The organism is Corallococcus sp. AB032C (genome assembly GCF_003668935.1).
Taxonomy (GTDB): Bacteria; Myxococcota; Myxococcia; order Myxococcales; family Myxococcaceae; genus Corallococcus; species Corallococcus exiguus.
Genome location: NZ_RAWP01000004.1, coordinates 147,225 through 164,002, shown reverse-complemented (window position 1 = coordinate 164,002; position 16,778 = coordinate 147,225). Strand labels below are relative to the sequence as shown.

General features: G+C 69.7%; 12 protein-coding genes. 6 read left to right on the top strand and 6 right to left on the bottom strand.

The window, feature by feature from the left end; genetic code table 11:
* The first annotated feature begins 1 nt into the window (after window position 1).
* The gene (locus D7X99_RS03030) at window positions 2-3,346 is read left to right on the top strand and encodes a serine/threonine-protein kinase (protein WP_121776397.1); all 3,345 of its coding nucleotides are present in this window, start codon (window positions 2-4) and stop codon (window positions 3,344-3,346) included.
* A 73-nt stretch (window positions 3,347-3,419) separates the two neighbouring features.
* On the opposite strand, the gene D7X99_RS03025 is transcribed toward D7X99_RS03030, so the two are convergent.
* Both D7X99_RS03025 and D7X99_RS03020 read right to left on the bottom strand, forming a co-directional pair.
* A complete protein-coding gene (locus D7X99_RS03025; RefSeq protein WP_121776396.1) occupies window positions 3,420-3,812 on the bottom strand; it encodes a hypothetical protein in 393 nt (130 codons plus the stop codon).
* 87 nt (window positions 3,813-3,899) lie between these two features.
* Window positions 3,900-4,205, bottom strand: a complete 306-nt coding sequence (locus D7X99_RS03020) for a hypothetical protein (RefSeq protein ID WP_121776395.1) — start codon at window positions 4,203-4,205, stop codon at window positions 3,900-3,902.
* A 242-nt stretch (window positions 4,206-4,447) separates the two neighbouring features.
* Here D7X99_RS03020 and D7X99_RS03015 point away from each other — a divergent pair, with 242 nt between their 5' ends.
* From D7X99_RS03015 to D7X99_RS03000, 4 genes are all read left to right on the top strand, one after another.
* Window positions 4,448-4,978: a molybdenum cofactor carrier protein gene (locus D7X99_RS03015; RefSeq protein ID WP_121776394.1), complete on the top strand. Its 531-nt coding sequence runs from the start codon at window positions 4,448-4,450 to the stop codon at window positions 4,976-4,978.
* 134 nt (window positions 4,979-5,112) lie between these two features.
* On the top strand, window positions 5,113-5,514 hold the full coding sequence (locus D7X99_RS03010; RefSeq protein ID WP_120580637.1) for a hypothetical protein: 402 nt from the start codon (window positions 5,113-5,115) through the stop codon (window positions 5,512-5,514).
* Window positions 5,515-5,532: 18 nt separating this feature from the next.
* Window positions 5,533-9,834 (top strand): AAA family ATPase, encoded by a 4,302-nt coding sequence (locus tag D7X99_RS44390; protein WP_121776393.1) that lies wholly within the window; start codon window positions 5,533-5,535, stop codon window positions 9,832-9,834.
* Between the two features lie 78 nt (window positions 9,835-9,912).
* Complete coding sequence (locus D7X99_RS03000; protein WP_121776392.1) at window positions 9,913-10,743, top strand: acyl-CoA desaturase; 831 nt, start codon at window positions 9,913-9,915, stop codon at window positions 10,741-10,743.
* Here D7X99_RS03000 and D7X99_RS02995 read toward each other — a convergent pair.
* The gene (locus tag D7X99_RS02995) at window positions 10,721-12,181 is read right to left on the bottom strand and encodes a radical SAM protein (RefSeq protein WP_304997199.1); all 1,461 of its coding nucleotides are present in this window, start codon (window positions 12,179-12,181) and stop codon (window positions 10,721-10,723) included. The genes D7X99_RS03000 and D7X99_RS02995 overlap by 23 nt on opposite strands.
* 242 nt (window positions 12,182-12,423) lie before the next feature.
* On the opposite strand from D7X99_RS02995, the gene D7X99_RS02990 reads away from it, so the two are divergent.
* Window positions 12,424-14,145, top strand: a complete 1,722-nt coding sequence (locus D7X99_RS02990; protein WP_121776390.1) for a hypothetical protein — start codon at window positions 12,424-12,426, stop codon at window positions 14,143-14,145.
* A gap of 54 nt (window positions 14,146-14,199) precedes the next feature.
* On the opposite strand, the gene D7X99_RS02985 is transcribed toward D7X99_RS02990, so the two are convergent.
* The 3 genes from D7X99_RS02985 to D7X99_RS02975 all read right to left on the bottom strand — a co-directional run bounded on the left by D7X99_RS02985 (window position 14,200) and on the right by D7X99_RS02975 (window position 16,694).
* Window positions 14,200-15,225, bottom strand: coding sequence for an inorganic phosphate transporter (locus D7X99_RS02985; protein WP_121776389.1), 1,026 nt, complete (start codon window positions 15,223-15,225; stop codon window positions 14,200-14,202).
* A gap of 1 nt (window position 15,226) precedes the next feature.
* The gene (locus D7X99_RS02980) at window positions 15,227-15,853 is read right to left on the bottom strand and encodes a DUF47 domain-containing protein (protein WP_120580635.1); all 627 of its coding nucleotides are present in this window, start codon (window positions 15,851-15,853) and stop codon (window positions 15,227-15,229) included.
* Between the two features lie 178 nt (window positions 15,854-16,031).
* Window positions 16,032-16,694 carry a TenA family transcriptional regulator gene (locus D7X99_RS02975; protein WP_120580636.1) on the bottom strand — a complete coding sequence of 221 codons (663 nt, stop codon included), beginning with the start codon at window positions 16,692-16,694 and terminating at the stop codon, window positions 16,032-16,034.
* Window positions 16,695-16,778 lie beyond the last annotated feature (84 nt).

Sequence of the window (16,778 nt, the reverse complement as noted above, 5' to 3'; positions counted from 1 at the left end):
GGTGGAGAGCCAAACTTCCAATGCCAGCATCACCTCCCTGCGCGTGGGCAGTCTGACCCACGTGCGCGTGGCCGGGGTGATCGACGAAACCTTCCCCCTCACGCCAGCGTCCAAGGGCATCCAGGGCCTGGTGGTGGTGGACCTGGGCCTGGTGGAGCGGATCAGCTCCTTCGGCGTGCGCCGGTGGATTGAGTTCGCCGGCCACCCGCCGCAGGGCGTGTCGGGGCTGTACGTCGTCAACGCGCCGCCGGTGGTGGTGGATCAGCTCAACATGGTGGAGGGCTTCGCGGGCGTCGCGCGCGTGCTCTCACTGTTGGCGCCATACACGTGCCGCTTCTGCAAGGAGGACCGGCTGCGGCTGGTCCGCCTGGTGGAGGAGGCGAAGGTGCTGGAGCAGGGCGGGGCCCCGCCGCACCAGTGCCCGGTGTGCTCCCAGCCGCTGGAGTTCGCGGACGAGCCCACGGAGTTCTTCGACTTCGCGCGCCGCCAGCAGTTCTCCGCGGTGGATCCAGCGGTGCTGCGCTACCTGCGCTCTGGCATCCCATCGGAGCCGTCCGAGCTCTCGTCGCACCTGAAGATCGTCCAGGACGACATCACCTTCATCACCCTGGCCAGCACGCTCAAGGGCGACCTCAACGTGCGCCGGCTGGCGTCCGGCCTGGAGGGGCGCGTCGCGTTCGACTGCTGCCACGTGAGCGTGGTGGATCAGGAAGCGCTGCCGCGCATCGAACAGGTGCTGGATGTGGCCGCGCAGGGCGCCCAGGTGGTGCTGTGCCGCGTGCCGCCGCCGCTGTTGGCCGTGCTGGCGAAGTCCACCAAGACGCTGCCCGCGAAGCTGGCCACGCTGTGGCTGCCGTGCGACTGCCGCAACTGCGGCCAGGTCACCCACCAGCGCATCCAGACCTCCGAGTACCTGGAGGTGCTGCGCGCCAAGGGCACCATGGAGCGCGTGTGCCCCGTCTGCGGCGGCAGCTCCCGGGCTCCGGCGCTCGCGCAGTTCCAGGGGCTGCTCGCGCGCACGCCGCTCACCGACAAGCCGCTGGAGGACATCGAGGCGCTGGAGCAGCGCGCGCTCAGTCAGTACCTCTTCGGCTCCACCAACACGGACCCCGGCGCCCGGGGCTCGTCAGCCACGGACACGCACACCAGCGGCGCGCGGCTGCAGATCATCCGCCGGCTGGGGCAGGGCGGCATGGCGGAAGTGTTTCTCGCCAAGCAGCAGGGCGTGAAGGGCTTCGAGAAGTTCGTGGTGATGAAGAAGATTCTCGCGCAGTTCGCTGAGAATCCTGAGTTCGTCGACATGCTCTTCGCCGAGGCCCGCGCCAACGCGCGCCTCACGCACCCCAACGTCGTGCAGACCTTCGACGTGGGCGTGACGGACGGCGTGGCGTACATCCTGATGGAGTACGTGCGCGGCCCGGACCTGAAGCGCCTGCTCACGGAGCTGCGCCGCAAGGGCATGGCGCTGCCGCTGGAGCACGCGCTGCGCATCGTGGCGGAGGTCGCCGCGGGCCTGCACTACGCGCACAGCTACGTGGACCCTTCCGGCACGGCGCACCCGGTGGTGCACCGCGACGTCAGCCCCCACAACGTGCTGGTGTCGCTGGACGGCGCCATCAAGCTGTCGGACTTCGGCATCGCCAAGGTGCAGGGCGAGGAGCACACGCAGGCGGGCGTCATCAAGGGGAAGATTTCGTACCTCTCCCCGGAGGCCGCCAGCGGCCGCCCGCTGGACTGGCGCAACGACGTGTTCGCGCTGGGCGTGGTGCTCTTCGAACTGCTCACCGGCCAGCTGCCGTTCCGCCGGGACCACGACGCGGCCACGCTCGCGGCCATCGTGCGCGAGCCCGCGCCGGTGCCCTCGCAGCTGCGGCCCCACATCCCGCAGGACGTGTCGGACCTCATCCTGCGCGCGCTGGTGAAGGACCCGGCACGGCGCACGCCCTCCGCGGCGGCGATGCGCGAGGAGATCGAAGCCGTCATCACGCACCACCGGCTGTCCTCGTCGCCCGCGTCGGTGGCGCAGTTCTTCAAGGAGACGCTGGGCGACCGGCTCTCCGAGTACGCGCCGTCGTCCATCGCCGGCCCGGGGACGGGCTCCAACCCTCGGGCGCTGATGCCGGGCACGGGCTCGCACTCGCGCAACGTGAGCACGGGCTCGGGCAGCGACATGCGGGCCCCGTCGGACCTGTCCCGTCCGCCCGTGCGCGGCGGTTCCGGCAGCATGCCCCGGATGGAGCCGCCCCCGGTGGCTTCCCCGCCGGAGCCCGCCGAGCGGGGCACAGAGGTCGTCTCCGTCAACGGGCCGCCCATGGCCTCCGCGCCTCCGGTGGCACCGCCCGTGGCCGCCGCGCCCCGTCCGTCGCGCCCGGCCGCGCCTCCGCCCACGTCGCCGATGCCGCCGCCCACCGCGGTGCGCCCCGCGGCGTCCGCCAACGTGCCCACGCGCGTGGGGCCTCCGCCGCAGGCGCCCGCCCGTCCGTCGGTGTCGGTGCCCTCCGTCGCCCCCCTGACCGCGGCTCCGCAGCCGCACCCCGTGGCAGCGCCCCCGTCGCATGGGGGCACCCACGCGCAATACGGGGCCGCCCACGCGCAGCAGGGAAGCGCCCCGCAGCCGCCGCTGGGGCACCATGCGCCGCCGCCGACCGGCTCCCACGCGGCCTATGGGGGACACCACCCCGTGGCCGCGCCGCCGCCGCACGTGGCTGCCCCGCATGCTCCGCCGGTGTCCGCTCCCGTGGCTCCGCCCGCGCGGCCTCCGGCGGCTCCCGTGGCCGCGCCGCCGGCCCCTGTCCACGCGGTCTCCCCCTCGGCTCCGGCGCCCACCGCCGAAGCGACGGGGAAGGGGCTGACGCCCGGTCAGCGCAAGGGGCTCATCGTGGGCGGCGTGGGCCTGGTGCTCGCGGGGCTCGCGCTGGTGTTCCTGCTGCCCAAGGGCGGCGTGGAGGTGCGCAACGCCCAGGAGGGCGAGCGCGTCTACGTGTCCGGCGTCCTGCTGGATGCGAGCCAGGGCCTGCCCGAAGGCACCGCCGGTTGGCTCATCTCCACGGCCGTGGACGGCAAGCTGCACCGCTTCGGCAAGGTGCCGAAGTCGGAGCACATCGACCTGCGCACGCTCGCGGACGCTCCGCCCCAGGCGGATGCCCGGGGCACGCTCAGCATCACCGGTGCCCAAGGCTGCCGCGTGGCGCTGGGCTCGCAGGTGCTGGAGGGCCAGACGCCCCTGTCCAATCAGATGCTCGCGGGGCGCGAGTTCGAGGTGCGCGTCACCTGCGGCGGCAAGCCGGACGTCGTCCGCTGGGTGATGGCCGTCCCGGGGCAGGGCGTCACGCTGGACGTGCCCTGAGCCGGACGGAATGTCCCGTGCCGGAGGACACCGCTGACAAAGCGGCCCTCCGGTCGGTGAAGCCGTGCGGGGCCTACAGCTTCTTCAGCAGGAAGGCCCGGTACGTGCCGTAGCCCGGCATGTCCTCGCCGAGGGAGCCGTCCAGCTTCGCGCGCAGGGTGAGCGTGCCGTCCGTCAGGTCCAGCGTGAAGCCCGGCGCGTCCTTGTGGACGATGTGCAACGTCCTGATGCCTTCCCGGACAGCCTGCTTTCCGATGGCGTCGCTACAGATGGACTTCATGTCGTCGATGAGCCGGTCGAAGACGCCGTTGGAGAGCATCTGGATGGCGGCCACGGTGGTGAAGCTCGCCTCGTCCAGCGTCACCTGGATGTCCGCGCCCGCCGCGGCCTCCTTCAGCTCCGCCACCTTCGAGGCGAAGGTGTCGTTCTTGAACGCGGCCAGTTCCGACCGTTCGGCGAGACCCATGGTGTTCGTGCTCCGTGCTGTGTCCGGGCGGGAATGCCTGAAAGAAGGCGGAAACCTCGTGGACAGGCCGCCCGTGTGTCAACGCCCTCAGTCGTGGGTGCCCACGTGCAGGTCGCCGTGGCGCGTGCAGACCCAGTGGAAGGCGCAGGAGCACGCCACCGCGCGGGCGTGCGTGCAGCACCGGCCTCCGAAGTCCTCCGGAAGGACTTCGCGCTCGGGAGGTGGCGGGTCGGGCAGCTCCTTGAGGGCGCCCCGCCCGGAGTCCGCGGGTGCGCTGCCACAGCAGCCGCGCACGAGGCAGCCGGGACACAGGGACAATTCGCAGTGCGCGCACCAGTCGAACACCTCTCCGGCGGTGCCACGGCGCTCACAACCTCCACAGGCGTCGAACATGGGCAGCCTCCTTGCTCACCTGCGAGGAAGGTAGAGGAGGGGTCCGACATCACGGGTCGTGCGGGAACGTCTGGCGCTCCGGGTGGAGGGAAGCGACGGCTGGCCGACGCTCGCGCCACGCACCTTCCACGGGTGGACGGGAATCAGGACGCACGCCGGTCCGTGAGCCCTTGCGGCGTTGGCCGGGGATTCGCATGGAACAGGGGCTCACGTAGTTCCAGTTTTTCGGGGAGGACGCAGTCATGCGCAGACACCGCCGCATCATCGGAGTGTTCGGCTCCGGGGCGCACTCTCACGAAGAGTGGGTCGTCCCCCTGGCGCGGTGGATTGCGGAAGCCGGGTTCGACCTGCTCACCGGCGCGGGCGGCGGCGTCATGAGCGCGGCGGCGGGCGCCTTCGTCCAGGTGGAGGGGCGGCGGGGGGCTGCCATCGGCATCATCCCCGGCACCGTGGGCGCGGACGGCCGTTACCAGCCCCGGGCCGGCTACCCGAACACGGACATCGAAATCCCCATCTACACGCACCTGCCGCTCAGCGGGGAGCAGGGCACGGACCCCATGAGCCGCAACCACATCAACGTGCTGACGCCGCATGCCCTGGTCGCGCTGCCCGGGGGCGCCGGCACCGCGGCGGAGGCCGTCCTGGCCTTGCGCTATGGCAAGCCGCTCATCCTGCACGGGCCACCGGAGGTATTCCGGCGCTTCCCGGTGGAGGCCGAGCGCACCACCTCCCTGGAGCGGGTGGCCGAGTTCCTCCTGGCCGCCACCCGCTAGGCGGCAGGCGGGCTCAAGCAGGGCCTTGGTGAAGGGGAAGCCGCCCCACGGGGTGGCAAAAGATTCTAGGATGGACGTCGTGGGGAGGGGTGTGCGCCGCGGGTGCACGTCCGTCACCCATCACGTCCGCCATCATGATCAACCCCGACTATCCGCTGGCCAGCTGGTTCCTCGCGGTCTCCACCTCGGTCTTCCTGGTCGTCTACGCATTGCCGTTGCTGTTCATCCCGCTGCGCTGGGCGCGTTGGTTCGGGTGGGAGCTGCCCACGGGCAACAACGATTTGACGGTCTACTTCGCGCGTTGCCTGGGCGGCCTGGCGCTGTCCGTCATCATCGCGGTGGTGCAGTTCATCCCGGACCCCAAGAGCCACCTGGTCATCTTCGAACTCATCGGCCTCATTGGTGGCCTGATGACGGCGGTGCACGTCTGGGGCGCGGTGCGCAAGCAGCAGCCCTGGCCGGAGACGGCGGAAATCCCCCTCTACGGCGCCATGTGCCTGGGCGCCCTGTACCTGCGCTTCGCCAACCTGTCCTGAGCGGAAAGCCCCTTGAGGATGCCCTCCACGCAGCCCATCGATCCCGCTGTCGCGATGCTGGCCCCGTACATGCCGGCGGCCATCCTCGCGCGGCTTGGGAGCCAGGATGCGGACGCGCTGCCCCGGGTGGAGGGCGTGCGGGGCGCCATCCTGCTGCTGGACATCGCGGGCTTCACGCCCATCGTGGTGGGGCTGAGCGGCGCGGGCCCTCGCGGTATCGACTCGCTCCAGCGTCTGCTGACGAACTACTACACGGAGATGATCGACGTGGTCCGGGACCACGGCGGGGACATCTACCAGTTCGCCGGTGACTCCATCCTCGCGTGCTTCGAGTCCGCGCCCGCGGAGGCGGACGCGGACGTCGTGCAGCGAGCGGCGGTGTGCGCGCTGGGCGTGCAGCGCAGGCTGGCGCGCTTCGCCCGGCTGGAGCTGTTGGGCCAGCGCTTCGGCGTGTCGTCGCGCATCGGCATCGGCTTTGGTGAAGCCACCCGCATCGTGATGGGCACCACCGGCCTGTGGATGCACCCGGCGCTCGTGGGAGAGCCGCTGGCGCAGGCGGTGGGCGCGGAGAAGCAGGCCACGGTGTCGGAGGTCGTCCTCAGCCCGCGCGCCTGGGCGGCGCTGCCGGAGTCCGCGCGCAAGGGCGAGCCGCGCGAGGGCGGCAACCACCGGCTGGCGCTCGACGCGCCGGTGGAGTCGGTGAAGCGCCCGCTGCCCGCGCCCACGGGCGGGGCGGAGCTGGTGGGCCGGTGCGCGCTGCTCCTGCACCCGGTGCTCTTCACGAAGATCACCACCGCGCACCAGGAGTTCGCGGGCGACTTCCGCGACGTCACCTGCTTCTTCGTGCGCTTCACCCACGCGCGGGCGGACACGGATCCGGACGCGTTCACCCACGACCTCAACGCCTACTACGAATACGTCCAGCGCGAGTCCGCCCACCACGGCGGCGTGCTGCTGATGACGGACTTCACGGACAAGGGCAACGTGCTCTACGTCCTGTTCGGCGCGCCCACCGCCCAGCAGAACAAGGAGGTGCTGGCGTGCCGGCTGGCCTGCAAGCTGCTCAAGGCCCGGGCGCAGTTCCCCTTCCTGGATGAGCTGCAGATCGGCATCGCCACCGGCCACGCCTACTGCGGGGACATGGGCTCGCCCACGCGCAAGGGCTACTCGGCGCTGGGCGAGGTCGTGAACATGGCCGCGCGCCTGATGACGCACGGCGGACACCAGGACGGCGTGCACCTGTGCGCCAACACCCAGGCGCGCTCGCAGCAGGGCGGCTTCGCCACCGAGTTCGTGGAGGACGCGAAGCTCAAGGGCGTGTCGCGCTCGGTGCCGGTGTACCGGCTCCTGGGGGAGACGCGCCGCAGCCTCTTCATCAAGGGCCGGGGCGACATCATCGGCCGCAGCCGCGAGCTCAACGTGCTGCACGCGTCGCTCAACGCGGCCTTCGCTGGCCAGGGCCGCGTGAGCGTGGTGTCCGGCGAGGCGGGCATCGGCAAGTCGCGGCTGGGCGCGCGCGTGCTGGAGGACGCGGAGGAGGGCGGCGCCCGGGCGCTGTACGGCGTCTGCTACTCCTACGAGGCCTTCACCCCCTTCTTCCCCTGGAAGGAGGTGCTGCTCCAGGCGTTCGGACTGCACGACTCGGACGACACCGACGCGCAGCTCACGCGCCTGCGGCAGGGGCTGGAGGGCCTGGAGGACGTGGGGCCGGAGTGGATTCCCGTGGTCGCGGGCATCCTCGGCATGTCGCTGGAGGAGACGTCCGCCACGGCGGGGATGGACGCGCGGCGCAAGCAGCAGAAGGTGTTCCAGATTGTCTTCCAGCTCCTGGAGAAGCTCAGCCGCGCGCAGCCGCTGCTGCTCTACTTCGAGGACCTGCACTGGGCGGACTACATCTCGTTGGACCTGCTCCAGTACCTGGCGGTGCGCGTGGGCTCGCACCGCATCATGGTGCTGGCGACGATGCGCCCGGGCGACCAGCTGCGCGGACTGCGCGAGCTGCCGGAGTTCGTCCCGGTGGACCTGACGAGCCTGGACGAAGAGGACACGCGGGCGCTCTTGCGCGTGCACCTGCGCCTGTCGCCGCCGGACGTCGCGCTGGAGGACCGGCTGCTCGCGAAGGTGCAGGGCAACCCGTTCTTCATCGAATCCATCGTGGAGGGCCTGGCGGAGCAGGGCTACCTGGGGCCGGTGGAGCCCGGCTCGCCGCGCATGGAGGTGAAGCGCGGCCTCCAGGACCTGCTGCTGCCGGACTCCATCCAGGACGTGGTGCTGTCGCGCATCGACCTGCTCAGCGAGACGGAGAAGCTGGTGGTGAAGGTGGCGTCCGTCATCGGGCGCATCTTCACGCTGGACGCGGTGGCGGCGCTGGTGCCCACCCTGGGCCACGGCGTGCTGCGCGAGGCCATGGACACGCTCCAGCGCCTGGGCCTCATCCTGCTGGAGACGGAGGAGCCGTACACCTGCCTCTTCAAGCACATCGTCATCCGCGACGTGGCCTACAACACGCTGCTGGTGTCGGCGCGTGAGGACCTGCACCGCCGGCTCGCGCGCTACCTGGAGGCCCGCGCCAACGACAACCTCGCGGCCTCCGCGGGTCTGCTCGCGTTCCACTTCCTCGCGGGCAACGTGGAGGACAAGGGCCTGGCGTACACGCTGATGGCGGCCCGCAGCGCGCGGGCGCAGTACGCGAACGACGACGCGCTCTACCACTACAACCGGGGCCTGGAGCTGCTCGGCACCGTCGTCCCGGTGGACCCGGAGGTGACGCTGCTCCAGACGCGCCGGGTGATGCAGGAGCTGGCGGAGACGCTGCTCCAGGCGGGCCACTACGCCAACGCCATCCTGATGTTCGAGCAGTGCCTGGTGGACGAGGAGGAGCCCCCGCGCCAGGCGGAGCTGCACCTGGGCCTGGGCCGCGCGCACCAGGAGAAGGGCGAGTCCGCGCTCGCCACGCAGCACCTGGAGAAGTCGCTGGTGCTGAGGGGCCGCAGCCTCCCCGGGAGCCTGGCCGCGCTGGGCCTGCGCACGCTGGCGAACCTGGTGCTCCGGGGGCTCGCGACGCTGCTGCCCTTCATCCTGCGTCCGCTGCCGGCGGCGAGGCTGGGCAACTACCTGCAGCAGCTGTCCACGCTCAACTCGCTCATCCGCATCTACTACTTCGCGGACATCACCAAGCTCACCTGGGCGACGCTGGTGTCCACCAACATGGCGGAGCGCTCGCGCAACGACTACGCCATGAGCATGGCGCGCGGTTACTACGGCACGCTCTTGTTCGGCGCGGGGCTGCTCAAGCGCTCGCGCTACCACTGTGAGAAGGCGCTGGAGTACGCGCGCCGCTCCAAGGACCCGGTGGCGGAGGGGCTCGCGCTCAGCCGCCTGGGCATCCAGGCCTTCTTCGCCAACGAGCTGGAGCGCGCGCGCGAATTCCAGGAGGAGGCCGTCTCCACGCTGCGCCAGGTGGGCGAGCGCTGGGAGCGCCAGACGTCGCTGATGATGCAGGCCACGGGCGAGTTCCTCCACTCGCGCTTCCGCACGGCGGTGGCGCTCTACGAGCAGATGGGGACCATTGGCGTGGAGCTCAACGCGCTGATGCACCAGGGCTGGGCGCACTCGTGGGCGCCCATGTGCCGCTACCTGTTGGGCGAAGGTGACGTGGGCGAATTGTGCGCGGAGCTGGAGCAGGGCCTGCGCATCAGCGAGGAGGTGGCGGACCTGGCCAACCAGTGCGCCAGCCTCAACCACCTGGCCAACGTCACGGTGCGCGAGCACCAGGTGGAGGAGGCGGCGCTCGTCGCGGTGCGCTGCTTCGAGAGCATCTGGAGCTATCAGGTGCTGGTGCCCTTCCTCCAGGTGGGGCTGGTGGACGCGGCGGAGGCGGCCCTCTTCGCGCTGGAGGAGGGCGCCACGGTGGTGCCGCGCAAGAAGCTGCTGAAGGTCGTGCGGCTGTCCTGCCTCAAGGCGCGCGTCATCGCGAGGCTCTATCCGTACCTGAAGGGCCCGGCGCTGCGCGTGACGGCGCGCTCGCTGGCCCTGCGCAAGGGACCCAAGGCCGCGGAGCCGGTGTTCCTGGAGGCCATCGCCGTCCTGGAGAAGAGCCCCAACCGCTGGGAGACGGGCGTGGCCTACTTCGACGCGGCGGTGGCGCTGCCGAACCGGCGCGAGGAGTTCCTCGCCCGAGCGCGCGCCATCTTCACGGAGGTGGAGGCCCGCGCGGAGCTGCGCCGCATGGACCGCTTCCAGGCCACGCTCCAGGCCCCGCCGGTCGAGGCGCTCGTTGCTCCCCAGGCCTCAAGGGCTCGTGACGCTCGCGTGATGTGACGCGCCTGACGCATTCCTTGTCCCGTCAGGCGGGGCCCCTAGACTGCGTGCTTCTTCCTCGACTTCCCGCACCGGGCCATGATCACCGCGCCGCTCCGCTTCCAGCTCAGTCCCGTCGTCGTCATCTACATGCTCGTGGTCCACGGGCTTGCCGCGCTGGCGTTCTTCCTGCCCTGGCCGCCGTACGCGCTGCCGGTGGCGCTGGCCGTGTACGTGTCCATTGGCCTGGGCACGACGGTGGGGCTGCACCGGCTCCTGTGCCACCGCGCCTTCGCGTGCCCCCGCTGGGTGGAGTACGCGCTGGTGACGGTGGCCATGCTCACCGCGCAGGGCAGTCCGCTCCTGTGGGCCGCGAACCACCGGCTGCACCACGCGAAGGCGGACGTGGACGGGGACGTGCACTCGCCGCTGCGCGGCTTCTGGTACGCGCACATGGGGTGGATCCTCAACGAGTCCTCCACGGAAGAGGACGGCTGGCGCACCTGGTGCCGCGACATGGCGGACGACGGCTACTACCACTGGCTCTTGCGCTACCGCATCGCGCCCCAGGTGCTGGGCGTGCTCTTCGTGGGGCTGACGTTCGGCTGGCGCACGGTGCCCGCGTACTTCTTCCTGCCCGTGGTGTGCTGGATGCAGAGCACCTACGCGGTGAACTCCGTGTGCCACGCGGCGTTCGGCAAGCGCGTCCACGACACGCGCGACCACAGCCGCAACGTGTGGTGGGTGAGCGTGCTCGCGCTGGGCGAGGGCTGGCACAACAACCACCACGCCTTCCCCGCGTCCGCGCGGCACGGTTGGGTGTGGTGGCAGTGGGACCCGGGTTGGCTCTTCATCCGGGCGCTCCAGGCCCTGGGGCTGGCGTGGGACGTGCGCCTGCCGTCCCGGCTCAGGTCAGGATCTGCGGCGTGAGGCCCAGCGCGGGCATCCGCTCCGCGTCCCACGCCTCGATGGCGTCCAGCCCCGCGATGTAGCGGCGCTCCTTGTTCTTCACCGGGTTGCGGATGCTGACAATCTCTGGCCCGGAGAAGAGGATGGTCTGCTTGTATCGGGGCAGGTCGCTCATCATCAGCTTGGACGCGTAGTGCCGCGCGATGTTGGGCAGGCTGCCCAGCGTGTGGCACAGCCGCTGGAAGTGCTCCACCACCTCCGACGCGTGCATCTGCTTGGGCCGGTGGCACAGCGTGTAGCCGTCGTAGTCGCGGCTGGTGGTGCCGGGCAGCAGCCGGTCTTCAGCCTTCAGCTCGCGGTAGAAGGGCGTCTCCGGATACGGGCACACGATGCCCAGGAACGTGACGGAGAAGTACTTCAGGTCCGCCAGGTAGTCCGGCAGCCGGTGCAGGTACTCGTTGGTGTCGCCGTCCGAGCCGACGATGAGCCCGAAGGACAGCAGGATGCCGGCGGAGAAGACGCGGCGGATGACGGCGTCCACCTCCGACAGCTTGTTCTGGCCCTTGTTCATCGCCTTGAGCGACTCCGGGTTGAGTGACTCCAGGCCGGTGTAGACGTAGCGGCAGCCCGCCTTCGCCATCAGCTTCACCAGCGAGTCGTCCTTCAGCACGTTGAAGGTGAGCGCGCAGCCCCACGTCTTCTTCAGGGGGATGAGCGCTTCACACAGCGCGCGCAGGTACTTGGGCGAGCCGCCCAGGTTGTTGTCCAGGAAGACGAACGCGTCCCCCATCAGCCCCAGGAAGTTCGGGTTCCAGCACATGCGCGTCTGGATCTCGTCGATGACCTCCGGGATGGGCCGGAAGCGGTAGCGCTCGTGACCGGTGAGCACGCAGAAGTTGCACGTGAAGGGGCAGCCGCGGGACGCCTCGATGCCCGGCAGGCGCACCTTGTTGTGCGTGAAGTCGATGAGCTCGTAGCGGTACGGCCGGATGGCGGCGGCGCCCTGTGACGGCAGGCTGTAGCGGGGCTTCAGCTCGCCCTTCTCGAAGTCCGCGATGAGCGCGGGCACGTTGGACTCCGGCTCCCCGGTGATGACCGCGTCGAAGTACTTCGCCGCGTCGTCGGGGAAGTGGCCCGCGTGCCGGCCTCCCGCCACCGTCGTCATGCCGCGCTGACGGAAGAGGGTGGAGAGGACCTTGGTGTGCTCGTAGTACGAGTGCAGGTACGAGAAGAAGACGAGGTCCCAGTGCCGGTCCAACGGCAGCTCCGCCTCCTTCTCGTTGAAGATCTCCACCTCCGCGTGCTCCGGGCACAGGCCCGCGATGAGCTCCGGCACGGAGGACTGCATGATGGAGGGTTCCTTGATTCGCAGCCGGGTCGGATGGGTGTACGTGGCGATGATGGCGATGCGCATGCGTGCGGGCCCGGCGGCGGCGCGGACGAAACGAGGCGCGCTCACGTTCGTGTTTTCACCTGCCGGACCGCGTCCCCCTTCGTCGGCGGAGGATCACCCGGAGTCCGGGCGGTGGCAAAGGATCTCCATCACACGCGCCGCACTCCGCGTGTTTCCGGTGGCAGCGGACGACCCAGGAGGACCTATCTCGTGTGGGGGCCGTGCTGATAGATCTTTGAAACATGGATACTTCTCCTTCGCCAGCCGCCCCGGGTTGGCCGTTTAAGCGTTACTTCTGGATTTCCATCGTGTTCGCGGTGGCGCTGGGTGCGCTCGCGTTGCGCTCGGGATTCATGCCGGATGACTTCATCTGGCTGGGCGTCTGGGACAACATTCCGCCGCCCGCGCCGCTGGGGAACACGCCCCTGGATGTGTACCGCACGGCCACGGGCATCCCGGAGCACACGCTGCACCTGGCGCAGGTGGGCGTCTTCCCGTGGTGGGTGGAGCCCACCGTGCGCGTCGCGTTCTTCCGGCCCCTGGGCAGCCTGCTCTACGGACTGGACCACGTGCTCTACAACCGCGTGGCCGTGGCCTACCAGTTCCACTCGTTGCTCTGGTACGTGGGCCTGGTGGTGCTGGCGGGCGTGCTGCTCAAGCGCGTGCTGCCCACGGCGGTGGCGGGCGTGGCGATGTTCCTCTTCGCCATCTGGGGCTCGCACGCGGCGGTGCTGGGCTGGCTGTCCTACCGCAGCGTGGTGATGTCGCTGCTCTTCGGCATCCTCGGCATCTTCCTCCACGTGAAGTGGCGGGAGGAGAAGCGCACGAGCACCCTGATGGGCGCGCTGGTGTCCTTCGCGCTGGCGCTCCTGTGCGGCGAGACGATGGTCATCCTCAGCCCGTACGTGCTGGCCTACGAGGCCTTCTCCGGCCCGGGGCAGGCGAAGGACAAGCTCAAGGGGCTCATCCCCTTCGGCGTGCTGATGGCCCTCTACTTCGCGGCGTACCGGGCCATGGGCTACGGCGCGGGCGGCTCGGACATGTACCTGGACGCCCTGGGAACGCCCGTGGCGTGGTTCCAGGCGATGCTCGGGCGCGTCCCGGCCGCCATCGCGGGCCTGACGCTGAACGCGCCTCCGGACTTCATCTTCGACCAGTCCCTGGTGCCCCTCTTCACCCTCCTGGGCGCGGTGGGTTTCACGCTGTTCGCGCTGCTCGTCTGGGGCGTGTGGCCCCGGCTGGAGTCCGCGGAGCGCCGCACGGTGGGCTGGATGCTGACGGGCGCGTTCGTGGCCACGTGGATGTCCAACTCCGCCTTCGCCGGCTCGCGCACGCTCATCGTGCCCAGCCTGGGCATGGCGGTGGGCCTGGCCGTGGTGCTGCGCCACGCGTGGAAGGGGCGGGCGAAGACGTTGCGCGCGGGCGCGGTGCTGGCCGGCGCGGCGGTGATGGCCTTCATCCACGTCGTGGGCTCGCCGTACCTCTGGTGGCAGACCATGGAGCAGTACTCCCAGGCGGACGCGCTCATGGGGCGCGTGCAGGCGCGCTACGAGGAGGCGTTTGACCAGACGAAGCTCCCCAACCAGCGCGTGGTGGTGCTCAACGCCCCCAACGGCATCATCGGCATCTACGGCTCCGTGCGCTGGTGGTCCTCGGGCCAGCCGCTGCCGAAGGCCTGGTGGGTGCTGTCCTATTCGCTCTACGAGCAGAAGGTGACGCGCACCGGCCCCAACTCGGTGGAGCTGGAGCTCACCAAGGGCGGCCACTTCCTGGACTCCGTGGAGGAGCGCATCCACCGCGCCGCGCGCCACCCGGTGCACAAGGGCGACGAGTTCGACATGAAGGGCATGATGGTGCGCATCGAGGAGGCGGACGCGGAAGGACCCACGCGCATCTCCTACACCTTCGACGTGCCGCTGGAGGACCCGTCGCTGAAGCTGGTCCAGTGGCAGAACAAGAAGGTGGTGCCCTGGGTGCCGCCGGCCGTGGGTGGACCGTCGTCGTCCCTCAACGTCCGCGTCGTCCAGTAGGGCAGGGCAGCAGCAGGTGGCGCGGGGGACGGCTCCCCCGCGCCCGGGCTTTCTTCAGCCCACCATCCGAACCACGGCCAGCGTGATTCCGTAGACGAGGACGGACACCAGCGCGGCGGCGGGAATGGTGAACACCCACGCCCAGATGATGCGGCCGGCGGTGCCCCACTTCACGGCGCGCCAGCCGCGCGTGGACCCCACGCCGACGATGGCGCCGGTGATGGTGTGCGTGGTGGAGACGGGGATGCCCAGCTCCGCCAGCGCGATGATGGTGACGCCGCCGCCCGTCTCCGCGCTGAAGCCGCCAATGGGCGCCAGCTTCGTGAGGCTGTGGCCCATGGTGCGGATGATGCGCCAGCCGCCGAAGAAGGTGCCCATCGCGATGGCGGCGTGGCAGGAGATGATCATCCACCAGTCGATGTGGAACGGGCGGTCGCGCCAGATGGTGCCGAAGAGCACCACCGCGATGATGCCCATGACCTTCTGCGCGTCGTTGGTGCCGTGGCTGAAGGAGAAGATGGCGGACGACACCAGCTGCAGCCGGCGGAACCAGGTGTCCACGCGCAGCGGCGTCTGACGGTGCACCGCCCAGGTGCTGGCCAGCATCATCCCGATGCCCAGCGTCATGCCGATGAGCGGCGACAGCACGATGAAGGCCGCGATGCGCGCGATGCCGCTGCCCACCAGGCCCTCGAAGCCCAGCACTGGCAGGGTGGCGCCAATCATCCCGCCCGCCAGCGCGTGCGAGGACGACGAGGGCAACCCCCACCACCAGGTGAGCAGGTTCCAGACGATGGCGCCCATCAGCGACGAGAAGATGACCATCAGCACCGCGGTGGGGCCGGCGGCGCGGAGCATCTCGAAGTTGATGATGCCCTTGCCCATGGTGTTGGCCACGTGCACGCCGCCCGCGAAGGCCGCGATGAAGTTGAAGAACGCGGCCCAGGCGACAGCCAGGTTCGGCGACAGCACGCGCGTGGACACCACGGTGGCGATGGAGTTCGCCGCGTCGTGGAAGCCGTTGATGAAGTCGAAGATGAGCGCGACGATGACGATGGCGACGACCGCTGCGAGCAGCATCTCAGCTGTGCTCCAGCACGACGCCCTCGATGACGTTGGCCACGCCCTGGCACTTGTCCGTGGCCGTCTCGATGAGGTCGTAGATCTCCTTCCACTTGATGATGGTCAGGGTATCCACGCCGCTCTTGAACAGCCGGCCCATGCCCGCGCGCAGCGCCTCGTCCGCCTGGGACTCCAGGTGTTTGATCTCCTTGCAGCCCGCGAGGATCTGCTCCGGCTTCTTGATGAGCCGCAGCGCCGCGACGACCTCCTGCACCTTCAGCGTGGAGAGCACCAGCAGCCGCGCCAGCTCCGTGGCATCCGCCCGGGTGGATTCGATCTCGTAGTACAGCAGGCGCGCCGCCGCCGCGTTGGTCAGGTCCAGCACGTCGTCGATGCGCGACAGCAGCGTGTGGATCTGCCCCCGGTCGAACGGGGTGATGAACTGCTGGTGGAGCCGGTTGAAGGCCGTGTGGGTGACCTCGTCGCCCTTGTGCTCCACGTCCTTGAGGGCCTGGACGCGCGTGGGCACGTCCCGGAAGTCACTCAGGAGCTCGTGTAGGAGCTTCGCTCCCTCGACAGTTCTGGCGCATTGCGCGTCGAAGTCGTCGAAGAACTCGTCCGACTTCGGCATCAGCTTTTCGAGCATGGGGATCTCCCTCGGCGCCTGGAGGGACAGGAGCTGTCAGCCGCGGGAGGGTGGTGGCGCCTCTAGGGGGTGACACTCCCGTGACGCGGGAGTGACTACCCTACCTGGAGAGATTCGCCAGTGTTCCGTGCGAAAACGCACGGATTCCAAGGGGTTGGCGCTTGACGCGAGGAGCCGCTCAGACGACGCGGTTGCGCAGCTCCTCGAAGAATCCCACCCACAGTTGCCACATCTCCTCGGCACCGCGGGTGATGGTGGCCAGCTCCTCGTCCGTGTACGCGAGCCCCATCGTGTGGCCGGCCGTCTCCACGTGGTCCGGCTCCTGCTTCACGTGGATGTCCACCCAGGGCAGGGACTTGAGGCCCGTGGTGCGGCGCACCAGCTTGCCCAGCTTGGCCACCATGGTGAGGTCCGCCACCTCCGTGCCGTAGAGGAAGCCCAGGCCGGTGAGGTGGCTGTCCGTGGAGCGCTGGTAACCGTCAATGAGCCGCCGCGTCGCGGGCGTCATGTCCGCCTCGGACACGCCCGCCTGGGTGAAGCCCGCGTCCGTCATCGTCTGGATGAAGAAGCGCTCGTGCGCGCGCGCCGGGTCTCCCTCGCCCACCTCCTGGTTGAGGATGTGCGTCACCGCCGTCTTCATCTCCATCTGCGGGCAGACGGCGATCAGCTTGCCCAGGAAGGTGGGGAAATAGTGCAGCGGGTGCCACCACTGACCCAGCACCAGCTCCGCCTGGTCGCGGCTGAAGGCCTTCTCATCCACCACTTCGAAGAACCGGTGCTTGATCAGCTGCTCACGGTGGGGATTCTTCGCCAGTGCCGCCTCGATGGTCTGGTTCCGCATTGCCGCCTCCAGGGTGGTCCAAAAGGGCTGGGTCGGCGTTTATCACAAAGCAGGACTGTGATTCTTGGAAATGTGGAAAGACAA